Origin of the sequence: Candidatus Methanoperedens sp., from assembly GCA_012026795.1 — an archaeon.
In the GTDB taxonomy this organism is placed as follows: Archaea; Halobacteriota; Methanosarcinia; order Methanosarcinales; family Methanoperedenaceae; genus Methanoperedens.
On the sequence record VEPM01000010.1, the window covers coordinates 46,142 to 68,763 of the forward strand.

Here is a 22,622-nt window from a genome sequence, read left to right on the forward strand (position 1 = left end):
AAAACAAATATCATGTTACTTTTATGACTGAAAACAAAATTTGAAGTATATTAAGATCATTCAATTATCCTATGAGCCTGATAGTAATAGCAATCGGTGGAAACGCAATATTAAATCCGGAAAAAGGAAATCCAGAAGAGCAACAGGAACTGATAAACCGGACATGCAGGGAGATCGCCCGGATAATCAGTGAAGGCTATGAAGTAATTTTGACGCACGGCAACGGTCCCCAGATTGGAAATATCCTGGCGATGCAGGAAGAATGCGGGCTTGTTCATCCCCAGCCTCTTGATACCTGTGGCGCCCAGACACAGGGTATGCTTGGTTATTCACTGCAGCAATCTCTTACTAACATGTTATCGGAAATCGGGATCAGAAAAGAGGTAGTGACAATCCTGACACAGGTGATAGTTGATGGATCATGCGGTTCATTTCAGAATCCCACAAAGCCGATCGGTCTTTATTATCCTGAAGACAGAGCAAAAATGATGATGGCACGGGGCATTAAGATGATACACGATAAAAAAGGATACCGCAGGGTCGTTCCTTCACCATTACCGCTTGAAATTGTAGAAGAAATTGCTATCATGAAGCTCATTTACGAAGGTGTACTGGTTATTGCAGCAGGCGGGGGAGGTATCCCCGTTATCCGGAAAAACGGTTTACTTGCAGGGGTTGAAGCCGTAATTGATAAAGACATGACAGCAAGCCTGATGGCAAAAGATGTCGGTGCAGACACTTTATTGATCCTTACGGATGTTGAAAATGCAGCATTGAATTATGGGAAAAGCAACCAGGTCGACCTTCATGAAATAACAATTTCGCAGGGCGAGCAATACATAAAAGAGGGACATTTCGGAAAAGGGAGCATGGAACCAAAAGTCCTTGCAGCTATCGGGTTCATAAAATCGGGCGGAAAATCTGCGATCATATCAAGCCTTGATAAGGCACTTGATGCGCTGGCAGGAAAAGCCGGGACGAGAGTTATTGCTACTGAATTAAATCTTCGATAATCTCATCAAATCCTTTTGAGCGATAATATACCAATTTCTTTTTTCCTGATGTTGTTTTTTCTAAAAGTCCCTTATCTTGTAAATACAGAATATCTTTTCTTGCTGTTTCATAAGCAGTGTTAAATTTATTTTGCATTTCCTTTATTGTAAATGTAAATTTAGGATTATCTGATAAATATTTTAATATGTAAATTTGTCTTTCATTGATGTTTTTTATTTTCCTGAAATCATAAAGTTCGGTTTTTTCCTGTATTTTCTGTGCAATATAATTTTTAAGATCCTGGAATGCTGATTCTGTTGTTTTCAGCTGATATTTTATGAAATAGGTTAAATCATTTTCATCAAATTCAGTAAACAAATATGCTCTTGCATATTGTGCACGAGATTTAATGATAATTCTTGAAATAGACATATACTCTATTAACCAATAATTCCTTGAAAGCAGGTACCAATAGAAAATTGCTCTTGCAGTCCTTCCATTCCCATCTACAAATGGATGGATGTACCCGATCAAGAAATGCAATATGCAAGCCCTGATTATTGGATGTACAAATCTGATCTCATCACTTTCATTGGCAAAATGACAAAATTCATTCATCAAGTGTTCAATATTTTGATGGTCCGGCGGGTGATAAACAATATCTCCTTTTACATTAACAACAGAAATATCATTTGTAGCCCGATATTTACCTTCATTATCCGGATCATCCAGGGTATCTTTTGTGATAGAAGCATGAATTTCGAGAATTAATTCAGATGTAAGTTTTTTATTTTTTAATGGTTTTATTTTTTTAATGGTATTGTAATTATTCAGGATCATTTGTTCAGATCTATTTCCTGGCTTTCTTTCCTGTCTTAGCATCGATTTGGCATGTTCCCTGGTAGTAACCGCCCCCTCCAGCTGGCTTGAAGCAATTGCTTCTTCCATAATTGAATCGATCAAATACTGTTTCTTATTTTCTTCCGGAATAATATCCCCTTCAAGTTTTCCCCCTAAGTTAAGATCAAATTCATGTAATTTTTTATTAATATATGATGTCAGGTTATATTTAAATTCAAATCCTTTAATATCACTTAATTTGATTATATCAGGGTGAGAATTTCTCTGGATTTTAGTAATTTTCCATAAAATTTCGGGTTTGATTTGTTGAGAAATTGTTTTATGCTTTAATTCTGACCAGTACAAATACCTATCATAGATATCTAAAATCGCTTGCCTGTATTCATTGTTCTCCAGATATTTTTTAATCTCATCAAATTCATTTTCTTCAATTTTTGATGATGGTGGTTTCTCAGGAATTTTCATGTTTACTACTAATTACTATTTTAGGCAATATTAGTAATTAATAGTAATAAATGTTTGTTATTCGTCATCCGAACTTCACAACAGGACACGACCATGTGCATTTCCCGCAACGGGTACATTTCTCACTTATCCTTGCAGTCCCGTTTACGCTTATTGCCCGCGCCGCGCACTTGCCCACGCACACGCCGCACCCTGTGCATAACACTGCCCGCCTTATTGATATTTGCGCAAGTTGTATTAATTCCCTGGCTTCATCTTCATTCCCGCCTCGTGCAACCACTGTCCCGCTTGCATATACATGAACATTATTCTCATTTTGTGAAGCAAGGATCACTCCTTCAATTGAATTTGTTTCACCGATCATGGTCATGAAGCCTGATTCTTCAATAAGTGAAAGATTCAAAGGAGTTCCGAAACTACCTTCTGCCGTGATTCCTCCTGCTTTGCAGGGGCGGTATCCCGCAGCCAATGTGAATTGGGCGGGTTTTTTTTCATTTTCCGGGACAATGTTTATCCCCAACTTTTGCGCTATCATACCAATTGATTTAGGGAGTACCTGCCAGCGCCAGAAACCGTATTTTACCCATTCATCGGACAATCCGTTACGGGAGGCATAACTTTTAAGATATTTTTCAAGCTTTTCACTTAATTCAGGATGTATCCGGGACAATCGCGAGAAATCAGCCATGCTTGCTGAAGGGCAAAGCCAGCATCCGATCCTGTCAAATCCCTCTTCGTACAATGGGTTGTATTTTGCTTTTTTCCAGAAAAGGTAGAGCCACACGTGAAGCGCAGTCCAGTTCTGGATAGGGGTGGCTCCTATCTGGTTTCCGACAGAAGGGTTTTTCCATATATGCTCACTGTCGGCCCTGATCTGGCTCTCATATTTTCGCTGCCCGATGAATGTGAGGCAGCCATTCTCATAGTTTTGTTCTATGACCTGCGTGATCGCCCCGAGTTTGCAGACTTTGCAGCACCATCTTGCTTCCACGGTCGGAGGCCCGAAATTATCTATGGATTGCCAGAATGAATCACCTGATGAATGGATTTTTAATGGTAAAAAAAGCTCCTTTGCTGTTTGCCTGACATTTTCTACGGTTTCAGGGAATTCCAGGCCAGTATCAGCGAACAGGATATCAAAATCAGTTGAGGTATCACGCACAAGAAGCAGCGTGACAAGACTGTCTTTCCCGCCTGAATATGAAACAGTCACAGGTCTTTTCTGGGTTTCAATCACATTTTTTATAAAACTGTGAGCTTTTTCTTCACGTGTTCGAAGAATATGGATATTCGCCTGGACTGCATCATCCCAGGTTTTTGCCTGTTCTGTGGGTTGCTCCATAGCGCGCGGTTTATCGTGCCACCGTGTTTTAACGGCAATGCCTTTTTCATGAGTAAGCATCCTCCGGGCGCTCATCCTTGCCCTTCCGGTAGCAATCACTTCATTTTCAGGAGTCAGGATAATTACCTCATCCTCTTCTACGATACCGGGGTTTGCCTCGTTAACGCCGGGTGCAAGCACAGATGCACCTTTCATAATAAAATTAACAGCCCCTTTATCGATAACTACGCATTTTGTCCCGTTCGCAAGACGCCCTGCTCCCTCAAGCCTTGGAATGAATACCCAGTTCGTTTTTTCAAGTTCAAATCTGATAGAACCCATGACTGCGCCGTCAAAAATCACTTCATCCATCCTGTCTTCATAAGGAGCCTTGTTCAGGACTACAAGATGGCCTTCAGGGATTAGTTTAATGCCGAATTGTTTTTCTGTTGTGCTGTTGATGAGATTTATATCGTATGGAAAAGCCGGCCTGATGTCACCCGGAGGCGTTATTTCAATTTTTTTTGTGGCCTGGCCGCAGGCACAGGTTTTCCCGAGTACCGGAAGATTGCAGGAAGGACACCAGTATAGCAGGAGTTCGCCAAGATAATGGGGCATGGTTCCTCATTTGGTGATGGTAGTATATATATGGTGATACAGGCAACAATTTTTATAAATAATACATTATAAAATAAAAATTTTATTGCTTCTCTCCCCGTATCGTTATCACTGTCTGTCTGATGGGCAGGATCTTCCCCGACTTACCTACGGCTTCCTCAACGATTCGTTGCAACCCGAAACAGCAGGGGACTTCCATATTAACAAGCGTAATACTTTTAATATTGTTTTTCTTGATAAGCTCTGTCAGCTTTTCGACATAGTATTGTGCATCATCAAGCTTCGGACATCCGATTATCAACGACTTTCCTTTGAGGAAGTCTGAATGGAAATTGGGATATGCGAAAGGTACGCAGTCCGCAGCTACGAGCAGGTCAGCGTCTTTAAAATACGATGCATCCGGTGAAACAAGCATAAGCTGCACAGGCCACTGTCTCAATTCTGCATTTTGCCGCCCCTGGGCTACAGGAGCCTTTTTCTCGCTTCTCAAATCCATTGCCATACTTCCGGGACAGCCGCATGGGATATTCTTTTCGGCTTTCTTTTCAGCTTTCTTCCCAACAATTTCGGGCGAAGCCTTGAGGTGTTTTTTTACTGCTTCTTCATCAAATTCGGGCGCGTTCCTTTTTATTATGGTGATCGCATCCTGCGGGCAGTGTCCCAGGCAAGCACCGAGGCCATCGCAAAACCTGTCATCGACCAGTTTTGCTTTCCCGTTGATCAACTTTATCGCACCTTCAGCACAGTTAGGAATACACAAACCGCAGCCGGTACATTTCTCCTCATCTATAAAAACAATATCTCTATTCATATTATCAGGTAATAATTGATTTTATAACTTATAAGGATTTTGGTTATAAATAATAAGAATATATAAGTATTTTATAGTAAATTATAGAAAACTATATAATATTCAATGTAAATATGAGAATCAATGAAACAATTCCTTGACCTTGATAAAAGAGACCGGGAAATATTATCCCTTCTTGAAAAATACCCTGAAATGCCCCAGAGTGAAATGGCAGAAAAACTCAAAATATCCCAGCCATCCGTTAGCGCAAGGATTCACAAATTAAAAAAAAATGGCGCTCTCTCGCATATCGTGGGAATGAACCTGAAAAAAGTGAACCTGTATATGGCAAAGGTAGATGTAATAGCAAATAACACTTCGTCTGTTCTTGATATTTTTAAGGATTGCCCATATTTCCTAAACGGTCTTATCGTTTCGGGAAAACATAACTTATGCCTTTTCTTCGTTGGCGAGGACATCGCCACCCTGGAAGCAATTGTTGACGGCCATCTCAGGGGCAATCCCCTGGTCAGGGCTGCTGAGGTCAGTATCGTCATAGCAACAATGAAAGACTTTGTAATGCCAATAAAAATGAATTTTGAGTCCAGCGATACGCCTCCCTGCGGTAATGGATGTAACTGCAAAGACTGTAGCCATCATATATCGAACCGCTGCATGGGGTGCCCGGTGACAAACAGTTATAGCGGAAATATCTGGAAGTGAATGTTTCGGGAAGTGGGGCTGTTAGTTAACACCTCCTGTTGACCGGTAATTTAATATATGATTGATTCAAATTTTAATAAATACCGGTAGGTGAAATAATGGGTGAAAACGATAGTGGCATTTCTTCTAAAACATCTGAGGATGTCAGGGAAGAAGGCCGGAATTTAGAAGCTAATTTTGATAATATTCCTGAGAGCAAAAGAAATGAGCTGTTGCTAAGGCTGTCGGAAAAAAATGAAGCTGTTATTTTTGTTGTTAATATTTTATATGCATACTTTGACAAGTTGCCTGAGAATTTAAGAAATGAATTATTGCTAAAATTCTCCAAAAATGATAAGTTCGTATCCAATGTTGAACAGATTGTATCAACCTATTTCGACAAAATCAGTGGGGATATACGGAATTTGATTTCAGAAAATATCCGGGTTCTCTTTCCATTACAAGCTATGGCCAGAAAGCCCACCTTAACGAGAGCCAAACCGCCAGAGCGGGAAGTATATGCGGAACCACAGTTAGATCTGCCAGAAGTACCGCCAAAGTATGCAAAAGAGTGGGCATCCAAAAAGAGTGATCTTGGCACGGATCGGATTGGTTCGCCTATCGATAGAAAGATAGACCTCCGCAAACCAATCAGCAAGGTCTTTCCAGTCGAACCTTCGCTGCGATATGCCGATTTTACCTTCATTTACGCTGAAGGAAGCAAACATGGCCAGGAAGTACCAAAGGGGCACACGCTGCAAACAGGGCAGGAGTATAAATTGGAAGTAGCAGTGCGGGCCAAGATAAAAGGTATCCCTTTTAAAGGAGAAAAAAGGGCTCCTATCCAGGAACCCGGACAGGAGCAAAATGTAACTATTATGGTAACAGCAGCAACGGAACATGAAGATTACATTATGATTAAAGATCAAACCCAGACACTGATTCTCCCTCCTCGCGGTGACTCCGTAGAGAATGCCATTTTCCATGTCATACCATTAAAGGAGTCTGACAGTAAGAACGACTTAACCCAGATCAGAATCCGTCTTTATTATGAATTCAATCTAATTGAGGTTGTTATGATATACGCCGAAGTCGTTGGCGGGTTTGATGATTCAACCCGGTCACGATTTGGGTTGGACGAACCATTTTGGCTTGAACAGGAAAGACGGGAGCTTGATTACCGGGACTTTGATAAGATCGTGCCCAGGGATTTGCATATTGACATCAATAAAAAGGGAGAGAGCTTTTCATTCACGTTTGCCTTCTTCAAATCTCCAGACCAAAAAATTGTTTTAACAGCTTCGGCTTACATCCCTACACCAGACCTGGAAGACCTCCTGTTAAACATACGAAATATATGGTACGACATTGCGATGAGCAATACTTTTACATCTGGACTGAAAGGAGAAAAGGATGATTTCATTGCGAGCGTTCGCAGGCTTGCCAGAGCAGGTCAAACTCTCTGGACAAAACTGTTCTTGCTTGAAAAAGACACCTCAATATACAGGATAGGTAAGTGGTTAAAAAACCATACTGTCAGGGAGGGAGGTATCGTTCAAATTTCCCTTCATCAGGATGCTGCAAGCTTTGTGTTCCCATGGGCCTTGCTCTATGACAGGGATATATCGGGTAAAGATTATGAACTCCCGGATCTTGAGGGCTTCTGGGGACTCAGATATTGCATAGAACAGCAGTTGCCCAATAGAAATAAAGGGACAGATGAGCCTGTTAAGATTGCAGACAGGCTCAAGCTCGGGTTCATGCTGTGGGAAGCCTTCAGGAATGCAGACAAAGAAATATCGTTTTTGGAAAAACTAAAGGCAAGAAGCGCAGGTAGCCTTGAAATCACTCCTCCCATCACAGAAGCAGATGATTGTATGAAACTATTGAACAAATGTGATGCTCATATTCTCTACTTCTACACTCATGGCTATACCCGGCACCGCCGGGCTGACATCGGTGGAGGATTGAATCTTGATTTATTTATCAGGCGGTATGAGAGTCTGGATAAGAACTCACCCTTGCTTGAGACCTACAGACTATTGTATGAAAGCATAAAGAAAAAAAAATTCGAACCAGATAGTTCTTGGATCGAGCTGTCCAATGGGAAGCTGTATCTTGAAGAGCTTTACAGGATTCAAGATCTCCATTTCCAGTCCCATCCTTTCGTTATATTGAATATGTGCGAATCCGCACAGATAACTCCATCTTTATCGGACAGCTTTATTCATTTTTTCCTCACGAGCGGCGCCAGTGGGGTAATAGGGACAGAATGTCCTATGACTGTAGAATTTGCACATCCGTTTGCAGAAAAATTCCTGGGGGACTTTCTAGCCGGGGGACAGGCTGGCAGTGTTTTACTGAACGCCCGGCGATATTTCATGGAACTCAATAATCCTCTCGGCCTTGCATACACGCTATTCGGCCCGGTGACCGTGCGCTTTGAGCCGCCAAGATTTTGATGTATGGAAAACTATAAATTGATGGCAGTATTAGTTGTTTATGGGGTAAAATATGGTAGATTTATCAAAACAAGCTGAGCCGGCAGTTCAGAAATTGTTGAAATCCGATGAGGAACAGCTATACGAAAAACTAGGGATCCGCGCAAAAGCCATAGCGCAAGACCCGACAAAGGGCAGTTCGTTCGAACCTCAGGTCACCTATGACAAGGCACAGATGGGGCTCAAGGAAGATGTGATGGAGTTCGGGCAGCGGCTATTCAACCGCCTGGACCTGGAGGCATACAAGCTCATCTGTGGCTCTGAGACAGAAGATACGAACGATAGAAAAGACCTGATAAAAGCTTTCAGTACCAACGATGAAGCGACTATAGCAGCAGCCCTATCGGCTCTTCTAGTGACAAATCTAGGATTGGCTCCTGCCATTGCCGCCGTTGTAGCTGTAATACTTGTCAAGCGATTTTTCCGCCCGGTGTATGAAGAATTCTGCCAGACATGGAAAAAAAATCTTCCGACGGTATGACCTTGCCGGTGTTAGCAATATAATTATACGAAGCCAATTTTTGAAACCTGAAAATCTAAGCGCCAAAACCAATAAAAGCAAACTATATTGCTTATTGAATACATGTTTTATTTGGAGCCGTTGGTATGATTGTTACGAAAATCAGGATAACATTTGACAATCGTACCTGGGGTGAAGTGATACTATGGTAATTAACAGGCTAACATGGAAAATAGGCGGAAAAGCAGGAGAGGGAATTATGGCTACAGGTATGATATTCTCACAATCATGCTGTCGCGGCGGTCTTCATGTGTATGATATCAGTGAATATCCTTCACTTATAAAAGGCGGACATAATAATTTGCAGGTGAGAGTGGAAGACCAGGAGATATTTTCCCAGTTAAAATCAGTAAATATATTAATTGCCCTGAATAAAGAAACGATATTATTGCATAAGGGTGAGCTTGTAAACGGCGCGGGAATCATCTATGATAGCTCTGAAGCCATAGAACCGAAGGAAATAAATGACAATATCCGGCTCTACCCGATCCCGTTTAATAATATAATCAAGGAAATCGGAGCGCAGGTGATAATGAAAAATAATGTTGCCCTGGGGGCATCTATAGCACTTATAGATTATGATTTTGGAATTGTTGAGGAAGTTATAAAGGATAACTTCAAAAGAAAAGGTGATAAGGTAATCAATGAAAATACAAAAGCAGCAAGAGCGGGTTACGATTATATCAAGAATAATTTCAAGAATGATTTTGAATACAAGCTTGAGACGATAGGAAAACCGGGGCGTATGATCCTTACAGGCAATGATGCAATATGTATGGGCGCAATAAATGCAGGATGCAAGTTCTATGCCGCATATCCTATGACTCCTGCATCTTCTATTTTGCATTTCATGGCAGCCCAGGAGCGAAGGTTCAATATCGTTGTCAAGCACACAGAAGATGAGATATCGGCAATTAACATGGCAATAGGTGCCGGCTTTACAGGTGTAAGGGCAATGACCGGTACATCAGGCGGGGGTTTCTGTCTCATGACCGAAGGATACGGGCTTGCAGGAATGCTTGAAGTCCCGGTAGTAATAATCCTGTCAATGCGCCCGGGGCCAAGCACGGGAATGCCCACATGGTCCGAGCAGGGGGATCTGAAATTCGCCCTCAATGCTTCGCAGGGTGATTTCCCGCGGCCCATAGTTGTTCCCGGGGATGTCGAGGAAAGTTTTTATCTGACACAGGTAGCATTCAACATCGCAGAAAAATACCAGACCCCTGTAATTGTTTTAAGCGATAAGAACCTTGCAGAAAGCCACAAGTCAACCGATAAGTTTGATACAAAAAGAATAACCATAGACCGTGGAAGTTATGCATCTCCCACTGATCTTGCCGCATCTCCTGAAACCTCTTTTTTTAAGAGGTATAAATATACGGAAAACGGTATTTCCCCGAGAACAATTCCCGGCATGAAAAAGGGAATATACACGGCTTCAAGCGATGAACATGATGAAGAAGGAAACATCAGGGAAGACATCGATGTCAGGATAAAAATGGTGCAAAAAAGAGCGCGAAAAATGGATATTCTTGCAAAAGAAATAAAACAGCCCGAACTGGTCGGGTCACATGATGCAGAGGTCACGATAATTGCAACAGGTTCCACAAAAGGCCCGATAAAAGAGGCTATGATATTGCTTGAAAAGGAAGGCGTCAGAGTGAATTTTCTCCAGGTAGTATATTTGAATCCGTTCCCGTCTGAAAAGGTCTCAGAGGTTCTGGGATCTGCAAAAAAGACGGTGGTGGTGGAAAACAATTTCTCAGGACAATTTGCTGATATTATCAGGGAGAGAACGGGTAAGGATGTGGATAAAAGGATCCTGAAATATGACGGGAGGCCGTTTTATCCTGAAGACATATTCACTGAAGTAAAAGAGGTGGTAACACATGGTTAATATGGTTAAAATGACGGACTTAAATGTTATCGAGAGGCCAAACTGGTGTCCCGGATGTGCCAATTTCGGGATATTAATTGCGCTAAAAGGGGCTATTGTCGAACTCAACATAGAGCCGGAAAATATAGCAATGATATCGGGTATAGGATGCTCTGGAAAACTGCCTCACTGGATACGAACATACGGCCTTCACGGGATACATGGAAGGGCATTGCCTGTGGCGACAGCAATAAAGCTTTCAAATAACGGACTGGCAGTGTTCACAGTGGGAGGAGACGGCGATGGGTACGGGATTGGCATGTGTCATTTTATCCATACGATGCGAAGGAATATCGATATGACCTATATCGTCCACAATAATATGATATATGGCCTTACCACAGGGCAGACCTCACCAACAAGTGAAAAGGGAGTGAGAACGAAATCCACACCATCAGGCGTAATCGAAGTACCTGTTAACCCGATAGCCCTTGCTATTTCCGCAGGGGCGACTTTTGTTGCGCGAAGTTTTGGGGGCGATGTCAAACATCTCCAGAAAACCATCCTTGCTGCTGTCAGGCACAGGGGCCTGTCTTTCATAGATGTACTTCAGCCCTGTGTGAGCTTTAACTTTATCAATACTTATGACTGGTACAAGCAGCGGATCTATGATATCCAGGATGCGGGGCATGATAAGGCAGATAAAATCAAGGCTTTGATAAAGTCGCAGGAATGGGGTGAGCATATACCGATCGGGATATTTTATGAAGTGCTATCGCCAACTTATGAGGATGAACTGCCGCAGATAAAGGATACACCGCTTGTGAAGCAGCCTATCGATAATATTGATATAAGCGGGCTTATGGATGATTTTACGTAAAGATTTAAATCGTAAGCGTTGCTTTTAATAGCATATAAATATTTCAGGAGAGTATAATAATGCAATTGCAAAACGCTGATATTGAAAAAAGGCTCAGAAAAAAGACTGAGTTTGGTCATATCAGGGGTTACCTAATATTTTTGTCCCACAGTCCCAACATAAGATAGTATTTAATAGAATAAACTCTAAAATGTCAATACAGCAATCTATTATCAAAAAATCGGAGTGATACATATGACAGTGGAATTAAAAGAAGGCGTTTACTGGGTTGGAGTTGTTGACTGGAATATCAAGCAGTTTCACGGTCACGAATATTCAACACACAGGGGCACGACGTATAATGCATACCTTATAATTGACGAAAAAGTAGCTCTCGTGGACACGGTATGGGGTCCTTATTCACAGGAGATGATAAAGAACATTGAACAGATCATCGATGTAAAAAAGATCGATTACGTGATCGCAAACCATGCCGAGGTTGACCATTCCGGGGGACTTCCTGAATTGATGAAGCTTATCCCTGATGCTACCGTAGTCGTTTCGGAAAAAGGAAGAGAGAGTATTCCAAAACATTATCATGAAGACTGGAATTTCAAGGTCGTAAAGACTGGTGACAGCATAAGCCTCGGGAAAAACAGCCTCGTTTTCGTAGCTGCGCCAATGCTTCACTGGCCTGACAGCATGTTCACATATCTCACAGGTAAAAATATACTCATGCCAAACGATGCCTTCGGCATGCATTTTGCATCATCTTCCCGTTTCAATGATGAGGTCGATGAGATAGAGGTGTACCAGGAAGCAATAAAATTCTATGCAAATATCCTCACGCCTTTCAGTGATCTTGTTATCAGGAAAATAGATGAGTTCAAGAAATTGAACATCCCGGTGGATATTATTGCGCCCAGTCACGGAATAATCTGGAGGAAAGACCCTCTTCAGATAGTAAATAAATATTATGAATGGGCACAGGGAAAAAACGATGGCTCAGTTGTAATCATATATGATACAATGTGGAAAGCCACAGAAAAAATGGGGGAAGCCATTGCGCAGGGACTCGAAAAAGAAGGTGTGAATTATAAATTTTTCAATATGGCAGTATGCGACAGGAACGATGTACTTACAGAGATTTTTAAGACAAAAGGTATTATTATCGGTTCACCAACATTGAATAGTGGTCTTTTGCCAACTATAAAGCCAATACTCGAAGACCTTAAGGGATTGAAGTTCAAGAATAAAGTTGGCGCAGCTTTCGGATCTTACGGTTGGAGCGGTGAAAATGTCAGGCAAATCGAGGAAACGCTTGAAAAAGCAAAGATAAAAATCCTCCAGGAAGGTATAAAATTCAAATGGCAGCCTTCAAAAGAGGAACTTGATAAATGCGTGGAATTCGGAAGGCAGTTCGCGCAAAAAATGAAAGTTAATGTACAATCTTCGTAATATCTATTTCAAGTATATCCTCTGCGCCAAGTGCCTTGAGCCTGGGTATCAGGATATTGATCTCGCTCTTACTTACAACGGTTTCAACCGCATAGTAATCAGATTTATAGAGTTTTGAGACCGTTGGCCTTTTCATTGCGGGTAGACCACTTACAACTGCATCAAGCCTGTCTTCAGGGACATTCATCACTATGAAAACCTTGCCGCGCGCTTCAAGTACTGCCTGCAAAAGGATCCGTATCTCTTCGATCTCTTTTCTTTTTACAGGGTCTTTCATTGATTTCTTATTTGCGATGAGTTTTGTATTTGATTCAAGAATGGTATCCACGATCTTTAACCCGTTTTTCCGCAGAGTCGATCCTGTTTCTGTCAGATCCACAATTACATCCACAAGTTCAGGGACTTTTGCTTCAGTCGCGCCATAGGAATAACGAAGATCCACTGCTATTCCAAGCTTATCAAAAAATTTCTTCGTGAGGTTTGGGTATTCAGTCGAAACCCTGCTCCCGGGTTTAATATCCTTTGCGCTCCTGATATCCTTTTCATTCGGGACAGCAATAACGATCCTGACAATACCTTCACCCATCTTGCTGTAGAACATATCTGCGACTTCCACAACATCAGAATCGGATTCCATGACCCAGTCCTTTCCGGAGATACCCAGGTCAAAATAACCTTCTTCAACATATTTTGGGATTTCCTGGGGACGCAGTATCTTGACTTTCCTTATCCGCGGGTCTTTTACTGCTGGATTATACTCACGGTCAGTTTTTCTAATCTCAAGATCTGCTTGTTTGAATAAAAGGAGAGTCTGTTCTTCAAGACTACCCTTTGGGAGAGCGATGTCTAACATAATAATTCGGATTCCTTAATGGAGTCACGGATTAAAAGCTTTGCTGACTATTCCTGCTCTTCTTAATATGTTTAGTCTTATTGAATATAATTTCAAGAATTCCGTTCTTGTATGTGGTTTTGATTCCGGTTTTGTTAATCCTTGCAGGCAATTCTACCATTTCATTTACTAAATTTTCCGGATTATTTACATAAATCCCAAGAGCTTTTCCCGAAAATGTTAATGTAATGTCTTTTGGTTTAATTCCCGCAAGTCCTATCAAAACATATATCTTTTTTTCAGTTTCAAGTACATCAACAGGCGTTTTGTCTTTATTTACTATAAAAACATCTCCCGGATTAGCAGCCATTACCGGTATAATGTTAACAGATATGCAGATGTTTACCGGCTTTTTGTTCGAGATTTCCATATCATTCATGATCTCATTTAATGTTTCTTCCAATTTTTCAATGAATTCCTTGAAATCATTTATTTTTTTCATGTTTATATCTTATATCTTCATTTTTTGTTCTTATTGATAGCTTTTGCGATGTCAGCCATAGCCTCGTATTCTTTTTGATCCCATTGTGTGGGTCTTACCATGGTAAAAGCTTTCTCAAAATGTTCCTTTTGTATCCTGACATTCAAAGCTTCAATTTTTACGGTTTCCCTATCCATACCCGGTTTAATCCAGTCCCGCAGGGCGATTATGGCAGCTTCATGACATATTGCCTCGATATCCGCACCGACATAACCCTGCGTCCTCTGTGCAAGTTCCCCTATATCAATTTCAGGAGAAATCGGTTTGCCCTTAAGATGGATATTAAATATAATATTACGTTCTTTCATATCAGGAGGCCGTACATATATGAACCTCTCAAGCCTCCCTGGCCTGAGTAGCGCCGGGTCAACCATATCCGGACGGTTGGTTGCAGCAACCACGACCACGTTCTTAAGTTCTTCAAGCCCGTCGATCTCGGTCAATATCTGGCTCACCATTCTTTCGGTCACACCACTATCAAATGCAACTCCGCGTGTTGGTACCATCGAATCTATCTCATCAAAAAATATGATTGTTGGCGCAGCCTGCCTTGCCTTCCTGAATGTTTCCCTTATAGCTTTTTCCGATTCCCCGACATATTTACTCAGCAGTTCAGGCCCTTTGATACTTATGAAATTTGCTTCACTTTCTGTAGCTATTGCTTTTGCAAGCATTGTCTTACCTGTCCCCGGAGGGCCAAATAAGAGAACGCCCCTTGGGGGCCTTGTATGGATTGCTTCAAAAGCTTCGGGATATTTCAGGGGCCATTCAACTGCCTCGATGAGTTCCTGTTTTACCGATTCCAGTCCCCCGATCTCCGTCCACCGCACAGCGGGAACTTCAATGAACACTTCACGAAGTGCCGATGGCTCGATGTTCTGGAGCGCATTCTGGAAATCCTCTTTTGTCACACAGATTTTTTCCATTATTTCAGCCGGGATCTCTTCCTCAATGTTGATCAGGGGAAGTATCTTTCGGATAGCGTGCATTGCAGCTTCCTTGCAAAGAGAAGAGAGGTCAGCGCCCACAAAACCATGCGTCATATCTGCGATCTCGCGCAATCCTTTTTCTTCTGACATATCCTCAGCAAGAGGCATACCTCTTGTATGTATCTGGAGTACATCAAAGCGTCCAAGCCTGTCCGGGATGCCGATTTCGATCTCGCGGTCAAAACGCCCCCCGCGCCGGAGGGCAGCATCCACGGCATTTGGCCTGTTCGTTGCTGCAATTACAATAACCTGGCCTCGTTTTTTCAGGCCATCCATCAAAGACAGAAGCTGCGCAACAACACGCCTCTCCACTTCACCTGTGACTTCTTCTCTCTTAGGGGCAATACTATCAATTTCATCTATAAAAATGACTGTAGGAGCGCTCTTTTCTGCTTCTTCGAAGATCTCGCGGATATGCTTCTCGGATTCCCCGTAGAATTTACTCATTATCTCAGGTCCGCTTATCGAAACAAAATTCGCATCAGTCTCATTCGCCACAGCTTTTGCGATCATTGTCTTCCCTGTTCCTGGCGGACCGTGAAGCATAACACCTTTAGGCGGCTCTATACCGAGTTTTTCGAAGAGTTCAGGATGCCGGAGCGGAAGTTCTATCATTTCCCTGATAAGGCCGATCTCGCGCCGCAGGCCCCCGATATCTTCATAGGTAAGATGAGTTTGTCGCACTTCGATATCTTCTATGACCTCTTCTTTTACAACAAGGCTTGTTGTCCTTGATACGATAACAGGGCTCTGGGGCTGTGTTGATATGACAATGAATGATAAAGGGTTGCTTACAGTCTCTACGCGCAGGCGCTGTCCTTTTGTGACAGGCCGTCCTTCAAGAAGCCTTATCAGGTACTGCGGGCCTCCGACAAGGCGTATTTGCTCGGTCGGGGCAAGTACCACTCTTTTTGCGACCTGCGGGGTTGATTTCTGGAGATATATTTTATCATCTATCCCCACACGGGCATTTGCTCTTATGCTCCCATCTATCCTTATTATATCCATCCCCTGGTCTTCAGGATATCCGGGTGCTGCGATAACACACGCCTTTTCCTTACCCACTACCATTACGACATCGCCGCTTAAGATACCTATTTGTTCCATGGTATCCCGATCTATCCGCGCAATATCCCTGCCTACGTCCCTGTGATGGGCTTCGGCAACCCTCAGCATTATTCTATCGTTCATAGTCTTTCCTGATTATATTTTTGTCGTGATAATACTTAAATTCATGCGTCTTTATTTTATATGTGAATTACGCATTAAGAGTCGCACTACAATCAAACATCAAGCATCAAAAATCCATAGAATAGTTTTGTCTCTATCTCACTAAATCCTTCCAGATCATCCTTTTCTATTGTAACACCGTTTAATGCTTCCAGCGCCCCCTCAGTTATTGAGGTTTCATGAAGTTGGATAGTATCCGCTGTTATTTTACCAAGAATCCTGCTGTTTCGTCCTACTCTGACTTTTCCTTTTGTTGAAATAAGATTCCCATGGATTGTGCAACTTTTACCCACGGTGATATCGCCCGAAGTTCGGATGCTTCCAAACAATGTATCATGGTTTCCCATAGACATTGATCTTGATCTGAAATTCCCGAGCAGGCGGCAATAGCTTCCAACTGTTGCGCGCGTATTGGCTCTTATTGTATTAAGATCAATTTTTGCCCTGTTCGGGATTGATAATATTTTATTCTCCGGTGTATTATCCGAGAAAAGCTCTTCGAGCGCTTTTTCCACTTCTTCTTCACTGCCAAGCTGCAAAAGCGCCATCAAATAAAAGAAAATGAACATTACAACAGGGAGAGGCTGGCGTACTACCAGCCATCCTTTTACATCATACCCTCCATCGATCTTTACATCATTCCCAACATCAAGATTTCCTGCAGCAAAGAGTTTTCCTGATATTTTGACAAATTCCCCGAGGTATGCATCAGATTTTGTCCTGACTTCACCCTGTATCTCTGACCACATATCGATGCGGACATCATCCCTGGAAATGACATTCCCATTGATCTTGACATGCTCACCAGCGACGATCAGGTTAGCGATCAGGCCGTAGCCCAGTTCAGCATAATTTCCCACAATAATATCTCCCTGGACAACGATAGAGTGTTCTTCCATGACAGTATGATCGGGTATTATGAGTCCTTTCAGTTCAGCCAAAAGCCTAAAGCCTCCACACTCTGTATAGTTGCAGGGTATGATAAATATTAATATCAAATAGACCGATTTAACACTCATGTGTGAACTAAAAGTAATTCTTAAAGGAAAAACGATCATGGAAGATGTGGTGCGAATCACACAGGAAAGGGAAAATATCATACTCCAGAGCCTGCTTGGTGAGAGTAAGACCGTTCGTGGCAGGATTGTGGATGTTAATATTACAAAACAGGAAGCTACAATAGAATGTTAAAAAAATACAGCAAGTAATATTTAAAATTATTGGAGCAAACGGATGTTTCTATGGATTTAGAAGGGTATGCAAAAAGGTTTTTAGATAAAGGTGAGAATGAAATTAATATCAAAAATAAACTTATTGATAGGATCGTCGAAATTAAAAACATATCAGGAGTAGAAGCTAAACAAATTGCTGAGGCCATTTTGATGGAAGCAAAAACCACCCTCAATGTGGAGGGGGATGTATTGACTTCAACCCTGTCCGGTGTCTGCATGGGTGAATTTGGAGTTGGATCTCGTGGAAAAGGCGATTTTCACGTTCATGAGAAGATTGCTGAAATAATTGGAAAAACTGATGCAGTTATCGATTCATCTCATTTAGATGATGCAGGAGTCATGAAATTGGATGATGGAAAATATATACTTATGACAGTTGATGGAATGCACTCAAGACTTAGTGATTTTCCGTTTTTGGCTGGTTTTCATGACGCAAGAGCAGCGCTTAGAGATATTTATGTTATGGGTTCGCATCCAATTGCTTTATTTTCAGATATCCATGTCGCCGATGATGGAGATGTTGCCAAGATTTTCGATCACATTGCTGGAATTACAGCAATATCAAAGTTGACAGGTGTGCCATTGATTACTGGTAGTACTCTTCGTATTGGAGGAGATGTTGTAATTGGAACAAGAATGAGCGGATGTGTTGGTGCATTGGGGATCGCGACAAATTTGACTCCTCGCAAATCTGCACAAGAAGGAGATGTTATACTAATGACGGAAGGATCAGGAGGTGCTACAATTTCGACAACGGCTCTTTATAATGGAATGCATGAAGTGGTAAAAGAAACGCTTAATGTTAAATTCTTCGATGCATGCAGAGCCTTAATCAATTCTAATTTGATATCAAAAATCCATGCAATGACGGATGTTACCAATGGTGGAATACGCGGAGATGCAAGCGAAATATCAAAAGCTGCAGGAGTAAAACTTATTTTTGATGATGATAAATTGCGTCGACTTGTCAATGGTCGGGTACTGGAGATGCTTGAAAAACTTGAAATTGATTATCTTGGTGTTTCTTTGGATGCACTTTTAATTATAGCAAGACCAGAGTATGCCAATGAAATTATTGAATGCATACGAAAGCAGGATGTAGAAATTGATATCGTTGGAAGAGTTGAGGAAGGCAAAGGAGTGGAAATTATTATTAATGATGATGTTCATGATTTGACACCACGATTTAGAGAATCTGCGTATACTCCCATAAAAAAAGTAATTGGTGAAAATACGCCTGAGGACTTTGATTATATGAAACGACAAATTAATTATGCTGCAAAGATGTCTATTGAAAAAAGAGATCGTGTTATAAAACAGATAAGAAATAAATTAGATAATACATGAGCACAATTAGAATTCTTCATCTTTCAGATTTACAATTTGGCAAAAAAAATAGATATAATAATCCTACTCCAGATTCAAACATTGGAACTTTCGCTAAATCTATTGCAGATGAAGTAAAAATACCGCCGGATATGATAGTAGTCACTGGCGATATTGCACACTCTGCCAGTAAAAAAGAATATCAAGATGCATTAGAATTTTTTAAAAAGCTGGACGCAGAATTTAAAAAGTGTGGTAAACAACCTACCCTGTATATAGTTCCAGGAAATCATGATTTAGAGTGTAACAAAACAGGACTTAATGATGCAGAAAAAAATTTTGACGCAAAATTTTTCCAATATAATTTTTTTATTCAATCTCTCCATGGATCACAAGAATTTTGTACAAAATTTAATCATTCCTATTATGTTAGCAAAGCGTGTAATGATCAGATTTTGATAATAGGGCTCAATTCTGCAATCAATATTACCAAAGATGATATGCGAGGGGAGATATCTTTCAAACAAATAGATGGCGCAATTCAAGAAATTGAAAAAAAGAATACAACTTTTAGAATAGCTATTGTCCACCATAACTTTACGAGAAATAGTGATAATGATCAGACGAACATCCGCGATGCTGATATAATCCAGCACAAATTAATAGATGCAAAAATTCAATTACTTTTGCATGGACACCAACACATTGCAAGCGCTGAATTAAGACGAAATCTGGTGAATGGAAATCAGATTTTTATTCTATCAGCAGGTAGCACCTCTCTAAGACCAGCCCGTACTGATTTTGAGGTTCAAAATCAATTTCAATTAATAACATTGGAACTTGAACCAACCATAAAAGTTTCAGTTGACAGAAAAGTTTTTTCTGTGCAACAAAACAAACACGGTAAATGGACTCCAGATGGGTCAGAAGCGAAGAATGGTAAATTTCATTTCTTTATTTATCCTGAAAATATCCGAAGTGTTATAGAAGCTATCCAAGAAATAAAAGATTGTCAAATATGCTCCAAGACTCCTTCAATTCATTTTTCAAAAGGATTTGAATCTCCTGAGTTATATAAAATACTTCTAGAAAATACAACACGAAGACTATGGATTTTTGGACGGAAAAATTGGAAATTATTCGATAGCAGTGTTAGAAATGAATTAACTAAATTTCTTAACAGACAAAAGGCAGAGAAATTGGATTTCAAAGTTCTATTTCTAAATCCCAATGCGCCTGATACAATTATTAGCAAAGCACATGCCGATTCTAAGAATTTTATAATAAGATTAAATGAATCTATTGAACATGCCAGAACAGCGTGTAAAAAAAACGATATAATATTTGAAGACATATGTAGATTTTATCAAAAAGAAAGATGCATAGCAACTATCATTATTGATAATGCAGTACTTTTTAAAAAAATAAATATAGATAAAGATGAAAAACCTGAACCCCTTACAGATACGCCATTTGACATAGTTTCATCAGATTCTGTAATTGGAATAGATTTAGTGCGTCATTTTAAAGAGACTTGGTCAGATAAATCAGTAAAACCATCTAAATATAGTATAAATGTTCTTAAAGCTACAAATGAATTAGGAATAGAGGACATTTTCTTAAGAAAGGTTTCTGAAATCGAAGCTGGGAGAGAACGCTATAAAGACCAAATTTATAGGGCAATTTCTAATCAATTTGATAAGAATTCTGGGAAAATTCAAATTTATTGCGTTGCAGCACAAGATATTTTTGATATTGACTATCCTGAAAATGTTATTGCAAGAATGATTGTCAAAAATCTTAACAGATCAGAAAACAAATGTACTTTAGAGGTTCTAATATTATGTCCGAAATCCAATGCATATGAGATTAGGGATGGACTCGAAAAGGGTCATGGATTAAGAACACATATTGAACTTTCATTAGACCGGCTTCGTAATCTTAATATTGAAAAACCAGAGAAAATTAAATTCAAATTATATGATTTAATTCCATCTGTGTTGCTAATCATAACTGATGATTTTGTATTTGTTGAGACCTATCCGATGTATAAGATTGAAGGTAAAGTTGTTTCGATTGGTGGCAAATTGCCAATGCTTATGATAAAAAAGATGACACACGAAGGAATTGAAAACAAAATGTATCAAATATGGAAAGACCATTTTGATTATGCCTGGAATAATTTTTCACATGATGATGGAAAACCATGTACTTTAGAATATAAGGAGTTTAGAGATAAGATATCTTAGGTTAAATTGGATTATATAATTAAAATATTAATTAAATCAAAATTCTTAACGATTTACTGAAAGTATTTAATATTATTAAATCCTACTGAGGTCAAGGAGAAAAGTCATAAATGAAGAAAGCAAAAGTCGCGATTAATGGTTATGGAACTGTTGGTAAACGTGTAGCAGACGCTGTAAATTTACAGGATGATATGGAATTAATTGGAATAGGGAAAACACGTTTGGATTTTCAAGCTCAAATTGCTTCCAATAAGGGTTATAAAGTATATCTATCCGAGACCGAACAGAAAAAGAAATCAAATGAAACATCTCTCGAAGTTAGTGGTGGGTTGGAAGATATGCTCAATGAAGCGGATATTGTTGTGGATTGTACTCCTGATGGCATTGGAGAAAAAAATAAACCTCTGTATGAAAAAGCTGGAATAAAAGCTATATGGCAGGGTGGAGAAGAGCATGAAATCGCAGGTTTTTCTTTTAATGCGTTCGCTAATTACGATGAAGCACTTGGAAGAGAGTTTACAAGGGTAGTCTCTTGTAATACTACTGGTTTGACAAGGGTTCTTTATTTATTGGACGAAGCCTTTGAAGTTGAGAAAGCAAGAGTTACATTGATTCGCAGAGCCGCTGATCCGAATGATATAAAAACAGGGCCAATAAATGCCATCGTGCCAGATATAGAAATGCCTTCACATCATGGGCCTGATGTACAAACAATATTACCGCATATAAACATTGCAACTGTAGCTTTAAAAGTGCCGACAACGTTAATGCATGTCCATGCAGTAAACCTGAAATTGAATAATAAATGTTCAGTAAATGATATAATTAATGTTTTGAATAATTCATCCAGAATGAGATTGATAAATGGGAAGTCAGGAATTAAATCTACAGCCCAGATTTTTGAGTTAGGAAGAGACTTGGGAAGACCACGAAATGACATGTGGGAGAATAATATTTGGAGAGATTCAATAAGTATCTACGACGATGAAGCATATTTCTTCCAGGCAATTCACCAAGAATGTGTTACTGTACCTGAAAATATAGATGCTATTCGTGCAATGATGAAAATTGAAACAGATGGCGAAAAATCTATAAAGAAAACAAATAAATCCCTTGGAATGACAGTTTAACAAATAAGAAGTAATATAGGGATTTTACAGAAATTGCTTCATTCAATATTGCAAAAGACCTTGGAGGCCAAAAGGCGATATGTGGGAAAATGTTGTGTGGAAAGACTCAATTGCCATAAACAAGGGCGA

The 22,622-nt window shown here is 40.3% G+C and carries 18 protein-coding genes; 11 read left to right on the top strand and 7 right to left on the bottom strand.

Features of this window, described 5'->3' with window-relative positions:
- Nucleotides 1–71 precede the first annotated feature (71 nt).
- Entirely contained in the window at nt 72–1,013 is a 942-nt protein-coding gene (gene arcC / locus FIB07_05345; protein NJD52276.1) for a carbamate kinase, read from the top strand.
- Here arcC and FIB07_05350 read toward each other — a convergent pair.
- From FIB07_05350 to FIB07_05360, 3 genes are all read right to left on the bottom strand, one after another.
- Nucleotides 991–2,319: a DeoR family transcriptional regulator gene (locus FIB07_05350; GenBank protein ID NJD52277.1), complete on the bottom strand. Its 1,329-nt coding sequence runs from the start codon at nt 2,317–2,319 to the stop codon at nt 991–993. The two genes, arcC and FIB07_05350, sit on opposite strands and share 23 nt — an antisense overlap.
- A 64-nt stretch (nt 2,320–2,383) precedes the next feature.
- Complete coding sequence (locus FIB07_05355; protein NJD52278.1) at nt 2,384–4,258, bottom strand: phosphoadenosine phosphosulfate reductase; 1,875 nt, start codon at nt 4,256–4,258, stop codon at nt 2,384–2,386.
- 82 nt (nt 4,259–4,340) lie between these two features.
- Nucleotides 4,341–5,069: a 4Fe-4S ferredoxin gene (locus tag FIB07_05360; protein ID NJD52279.1), complete on the bottom strand. Its 729-nt coding sequence runs from the start codon at nt 5,067–5,069 to the stop codon at nt 4,341–4,343.
- Between the two features lie 123 nt (nt 5,070–5,192).
- Between FIB07_05360 and FIB07_05365 the strand changes: the two genes are divergently transcribed.
- The 6 genes from FIB07_05365 (at nt 5,193) to FIB07_05390 (ending at nt 12,964) form a co-directional block, all read left to right on the top strand.
- Entirely contained in the window at nt 5,193–5,771 is a 579-nt protein-coding gene (locus tag FIB07_05365) for an Lrp/AsnC family transcriptional regulator (GenBank protein NJD52280.1), read from the top strand.
- A gap of 98 nt (nt 5,772–5,869) precedes the next feature.
- Nucleotides 5,870–8,212: a CHAT domain-containing protein gene (locus tag FIB07_05370; GenBank protein ID NJD52281.1), complete on the top strand. Its 2,343-nt coding sequence runs from the start codon at nt 5,870–5,872 to the stop codon at nt 8,210–8,212.
- A gap of 52 nt (nt 8,213–8,264) precedes the next feature.
- Complete coding sequence (locus FIB07_05375) at nt 8,265–8,732, top strand: hypothetical protein (protein NJD52282.1); 468 nt, start codon at nt 8,265–8,267, stop codon at nt 8,730–8,732.
- A gap of 184 nt (nt 8,733–8,916) precedes the next feature.
- Nucleotides 8,917–10,668, top strand: coding sequence for a 2-oxoacid:acceptor oxidoreductase subunit alpha (locus FIB07_05380; protein NJD52283.1), 1,752 nt, complete (start codon nt 8,917–8,919; stop codon nt 10,666–10,668).
- A 1-nt stretch (nt 10,669) separates the two neighbouring features.
- Nucleotides 10,670–11,527: a 2-oxoacid ferredoxin oxidoreductase gene (locus FIB07_05385; GenBank protein NJD52284.1), complete on the top strand. Its 858-nt coding sequence runs from the start codon at nt 10,670–10,672 to the stop codon at nt 11,525–11,527.
- 234 nt (nt 11,528–11,761) lie between these two features.
- Complete coding sequence (locus FIB07_05390; protein ID NJD52285.1) at nt 11,762–12,964, top strand: MBL fold metallo-hydrolase; 1,203 nt, start codon at nt 11,762–11,764, stop codon at nt 12,962–12,964.
- Here FIB07_05390 and FIB07_05395 read toward each other — a convergent pair.
- The 4 genes from FIB07_05395 to FIB07_05410 form a co-directional block, all read right to left on the bottom strand.
- The gene (locus FIB07_05395) at nt 12,945–13,817 is read right to left on the bottom strand and encodes an ATP phosphoribosyltransferase (protein ID NJD52286.1); all 873 of its coding nucleotides are present in this window, start codon (nt 13,815–13,817) and stop codon (nt 12,945–12,947) included. The two genes, FIB07_05390 and FIB07_05395, sit on opposite strands and share 20 nt — an antisense overlap.
- Nucleotides 13,818–13,848: 31 nt before the next feature.
- Complete coding sequence (locus FIB07_05400) at nt 13,849–14,298, bottom strand: Hsp20/alpha crystallin family protein (protein ID NJD52287.1); 450 nt, start codon at nt 14,296–14,298, stop codon at nt 13,849–13,851.
- 17 nt (nt 14,299–14,315) lie between these two features.
- Entirely contained in the window at nt 14,316–16,517 is a 2,202-nt protein-coding gene (locus FIB07_05405) for a CDC48 family AAA ATPase (GenBank protein NJD52288.1), read from the bottom strand.
- A gap of 92 nt (nt 16,518–16,609) precedes the next feature.
- On the bottom strand, nt 16,610–17,497 hold the full coding sequence (locus FIB07_05410) for an acyltransferase (GenBank protein NJD52289.1): 888 nt from the start codon (nt 17,495–17,497) through the stop codon (nt 16,610–16,612).
- Nucleotides 17,498–17,573: 76 nt separating this feature from the next.
- Between FIB07_05410 and FIB07_05415 the strand changes: the two genes are divergently transcribed.
- From FIB07_05415 to FIB07_05430, 4 genes are all read left to right on the top strand, one after another.
- Nucleotides 17,574–17,747 carry a CooT family nickel-binding protein gene (locus tag FIB07_05415; GenBank protein ID NJD52290.1) on the top strand — a complete coding sequence of 58 codons (174 nt, stop codon included), beginning with the start codon at nt 17,574–17,576 and terminating at the stop codon, nt 17,745–17,747.
- A gap of 50 nt (nt 17,748–17,797) precedes the next feature.
- Entirely contained in the window at nt 17,798–19,135 is a 1,338-nt protein-coding gene (locus FIB07_05420; GenBank protein NJD52291.1) for a hypothetical protein, read from the top strand.
- On the top strand, nt 19,132–21,363 hold the full coding sequence (locus FIB07_05425; protein NJD52292.1) for a metallophosphoesterase: 2,232 nt from the start codon (nt 19,132–19,134) through the stop codon (nt 21,361–21,363). Before FIB07_05420 ends, FIB07_05425 begins: the two co-directional genes overlap by 4 nt.
- Nucleotides 21,364–21,473: 110 nt before the next feature.
- Nucleotides 21,474–22,493, top strand: coding sequence for a type II glyceraldehyde-3-phosphate dehydrogenase (locus FIB07_05430; GenBank protein ID NJD52293.1), 1,020 nt, complete (start codon nt 21,474–21,476; stop codon nt 22,491–22,493).
- Nucleotides 22,494–22,622: the final 129 nt, after the last annotated feature.

Bases quoted from the DNA above. Each gene is read 5' to 3' on its own strand.
- arcC (NJD52276.1), top strand. From the start codon at position 72: ATGAGCCTGATAGTAATAGCAATCGGTGGAAACGCAATATTAAATCCG.
- FIB07_05350 (NJD52277.1), bottom strand. From the start codon at position 2,319: ATGAAAATTCCTGAGAAACCACCATCATCAAAAATTGAAGAAAATGAA.
- FIB07_05355 (NJD52278.1), bottom strand. From the start codon at position 4,258: ATGCCCCATTATCTTGGCGAACTCCTGCTATACTGGTGTCCTTCCTGC.
- FIB07_05360 (NJD52279.1), bottom strand. From the start codon at position 5,069: ATGAATAGAGATATTGTTTTTATAGATGAGGAGAAATGTACCGGCTGC.
- FIB07_05365 (NJD52280.1), top strand. From the start codon at position 5,193: ATGAAACAATTCCTTGACCTTGATAAAAGAGACCGGGAAATATTATCC.
- FIB07_05370 (NJD52281.1), top strand. From the start codon at position 5,870: ATGGGTGAAAACGATAGTGGCATTTCTTCTAAAACATCTGAGGATGTC.
- FIB07_05375 (NJD52282.1), top strand. From the start codon at position 8,265: ATGGTAGATTTATCAAAACAAGCTGAGCCGGCAGTTCAGAAATTGTTG.
- FIB07_05380 (NJD52283.1), top strand. From the start codon at position 8,917: ATGGTAATTAACAGGCTAACATGGAAAATAGGCGGAAAAGCAGGAGAG.
- FIB07_05385 (NJD52284.1), top strand. From the start codon at position 10,670: ATGGTTAAAATGACGGACTTAAATGTTATCGAGAGGCCAAACTGGTGT.
- FIB07_05390 (NJD52285.1), top strand. From the start codon at position 11,762: ATGACAGTGGAATTAAAAGAAGGCGTTTACTGGGTTGGAGTTGTTGAC.
- FIB07_05395 (NJD52286.1), bottom strand. From the start codon at position 13,817: ATGTTAGACATCGCTCTCCCAAAGGGTAGTCTTGAAGAACAGACTCTC.
- FIB07_05400 (NJD52287.1), bottom strand. From the start codon at position 14,298: ATGAAAAAAATAAATGATTTCAAGGAATTCATTGAAAAATTGGAAGAA.
- FIB07_05405 (NJD52288.1), bottom strand. From the start codon at position 16,517: ATGAACGATAGAATAATGCTGAGGGTTGCCGAAGCCCATCACAGGGAC.
- FIB07_05415 (NJD52290.1), top strand. From the start codon at position 17,574: ATGTGTGAACTAAAAGTAATTCTTAAAGGAAAAACGATCATGGAAGAT.
- FIB07_05420 (NJD52291.1), top strand. From the start codon at position 17,798: ATGGATTTAGAAGGGTATGCAAAAAGGTTTTTAGATAAAGGTGAGAAT.
- FIB07_05425 (NJD52292.1), top strand. From the start codon at position 19,132: ATGAGCACAATTAGAATTCTTCATCTTTCAGATTTACAATTTGGCAAA.
- FIB07_05430 (NJD52293.1), top strand. From the start codon at position 21,474: ATGAAGAAAGCAAAAGTCGCGATTAATGGTTATGGAACTGTTGGTAAA.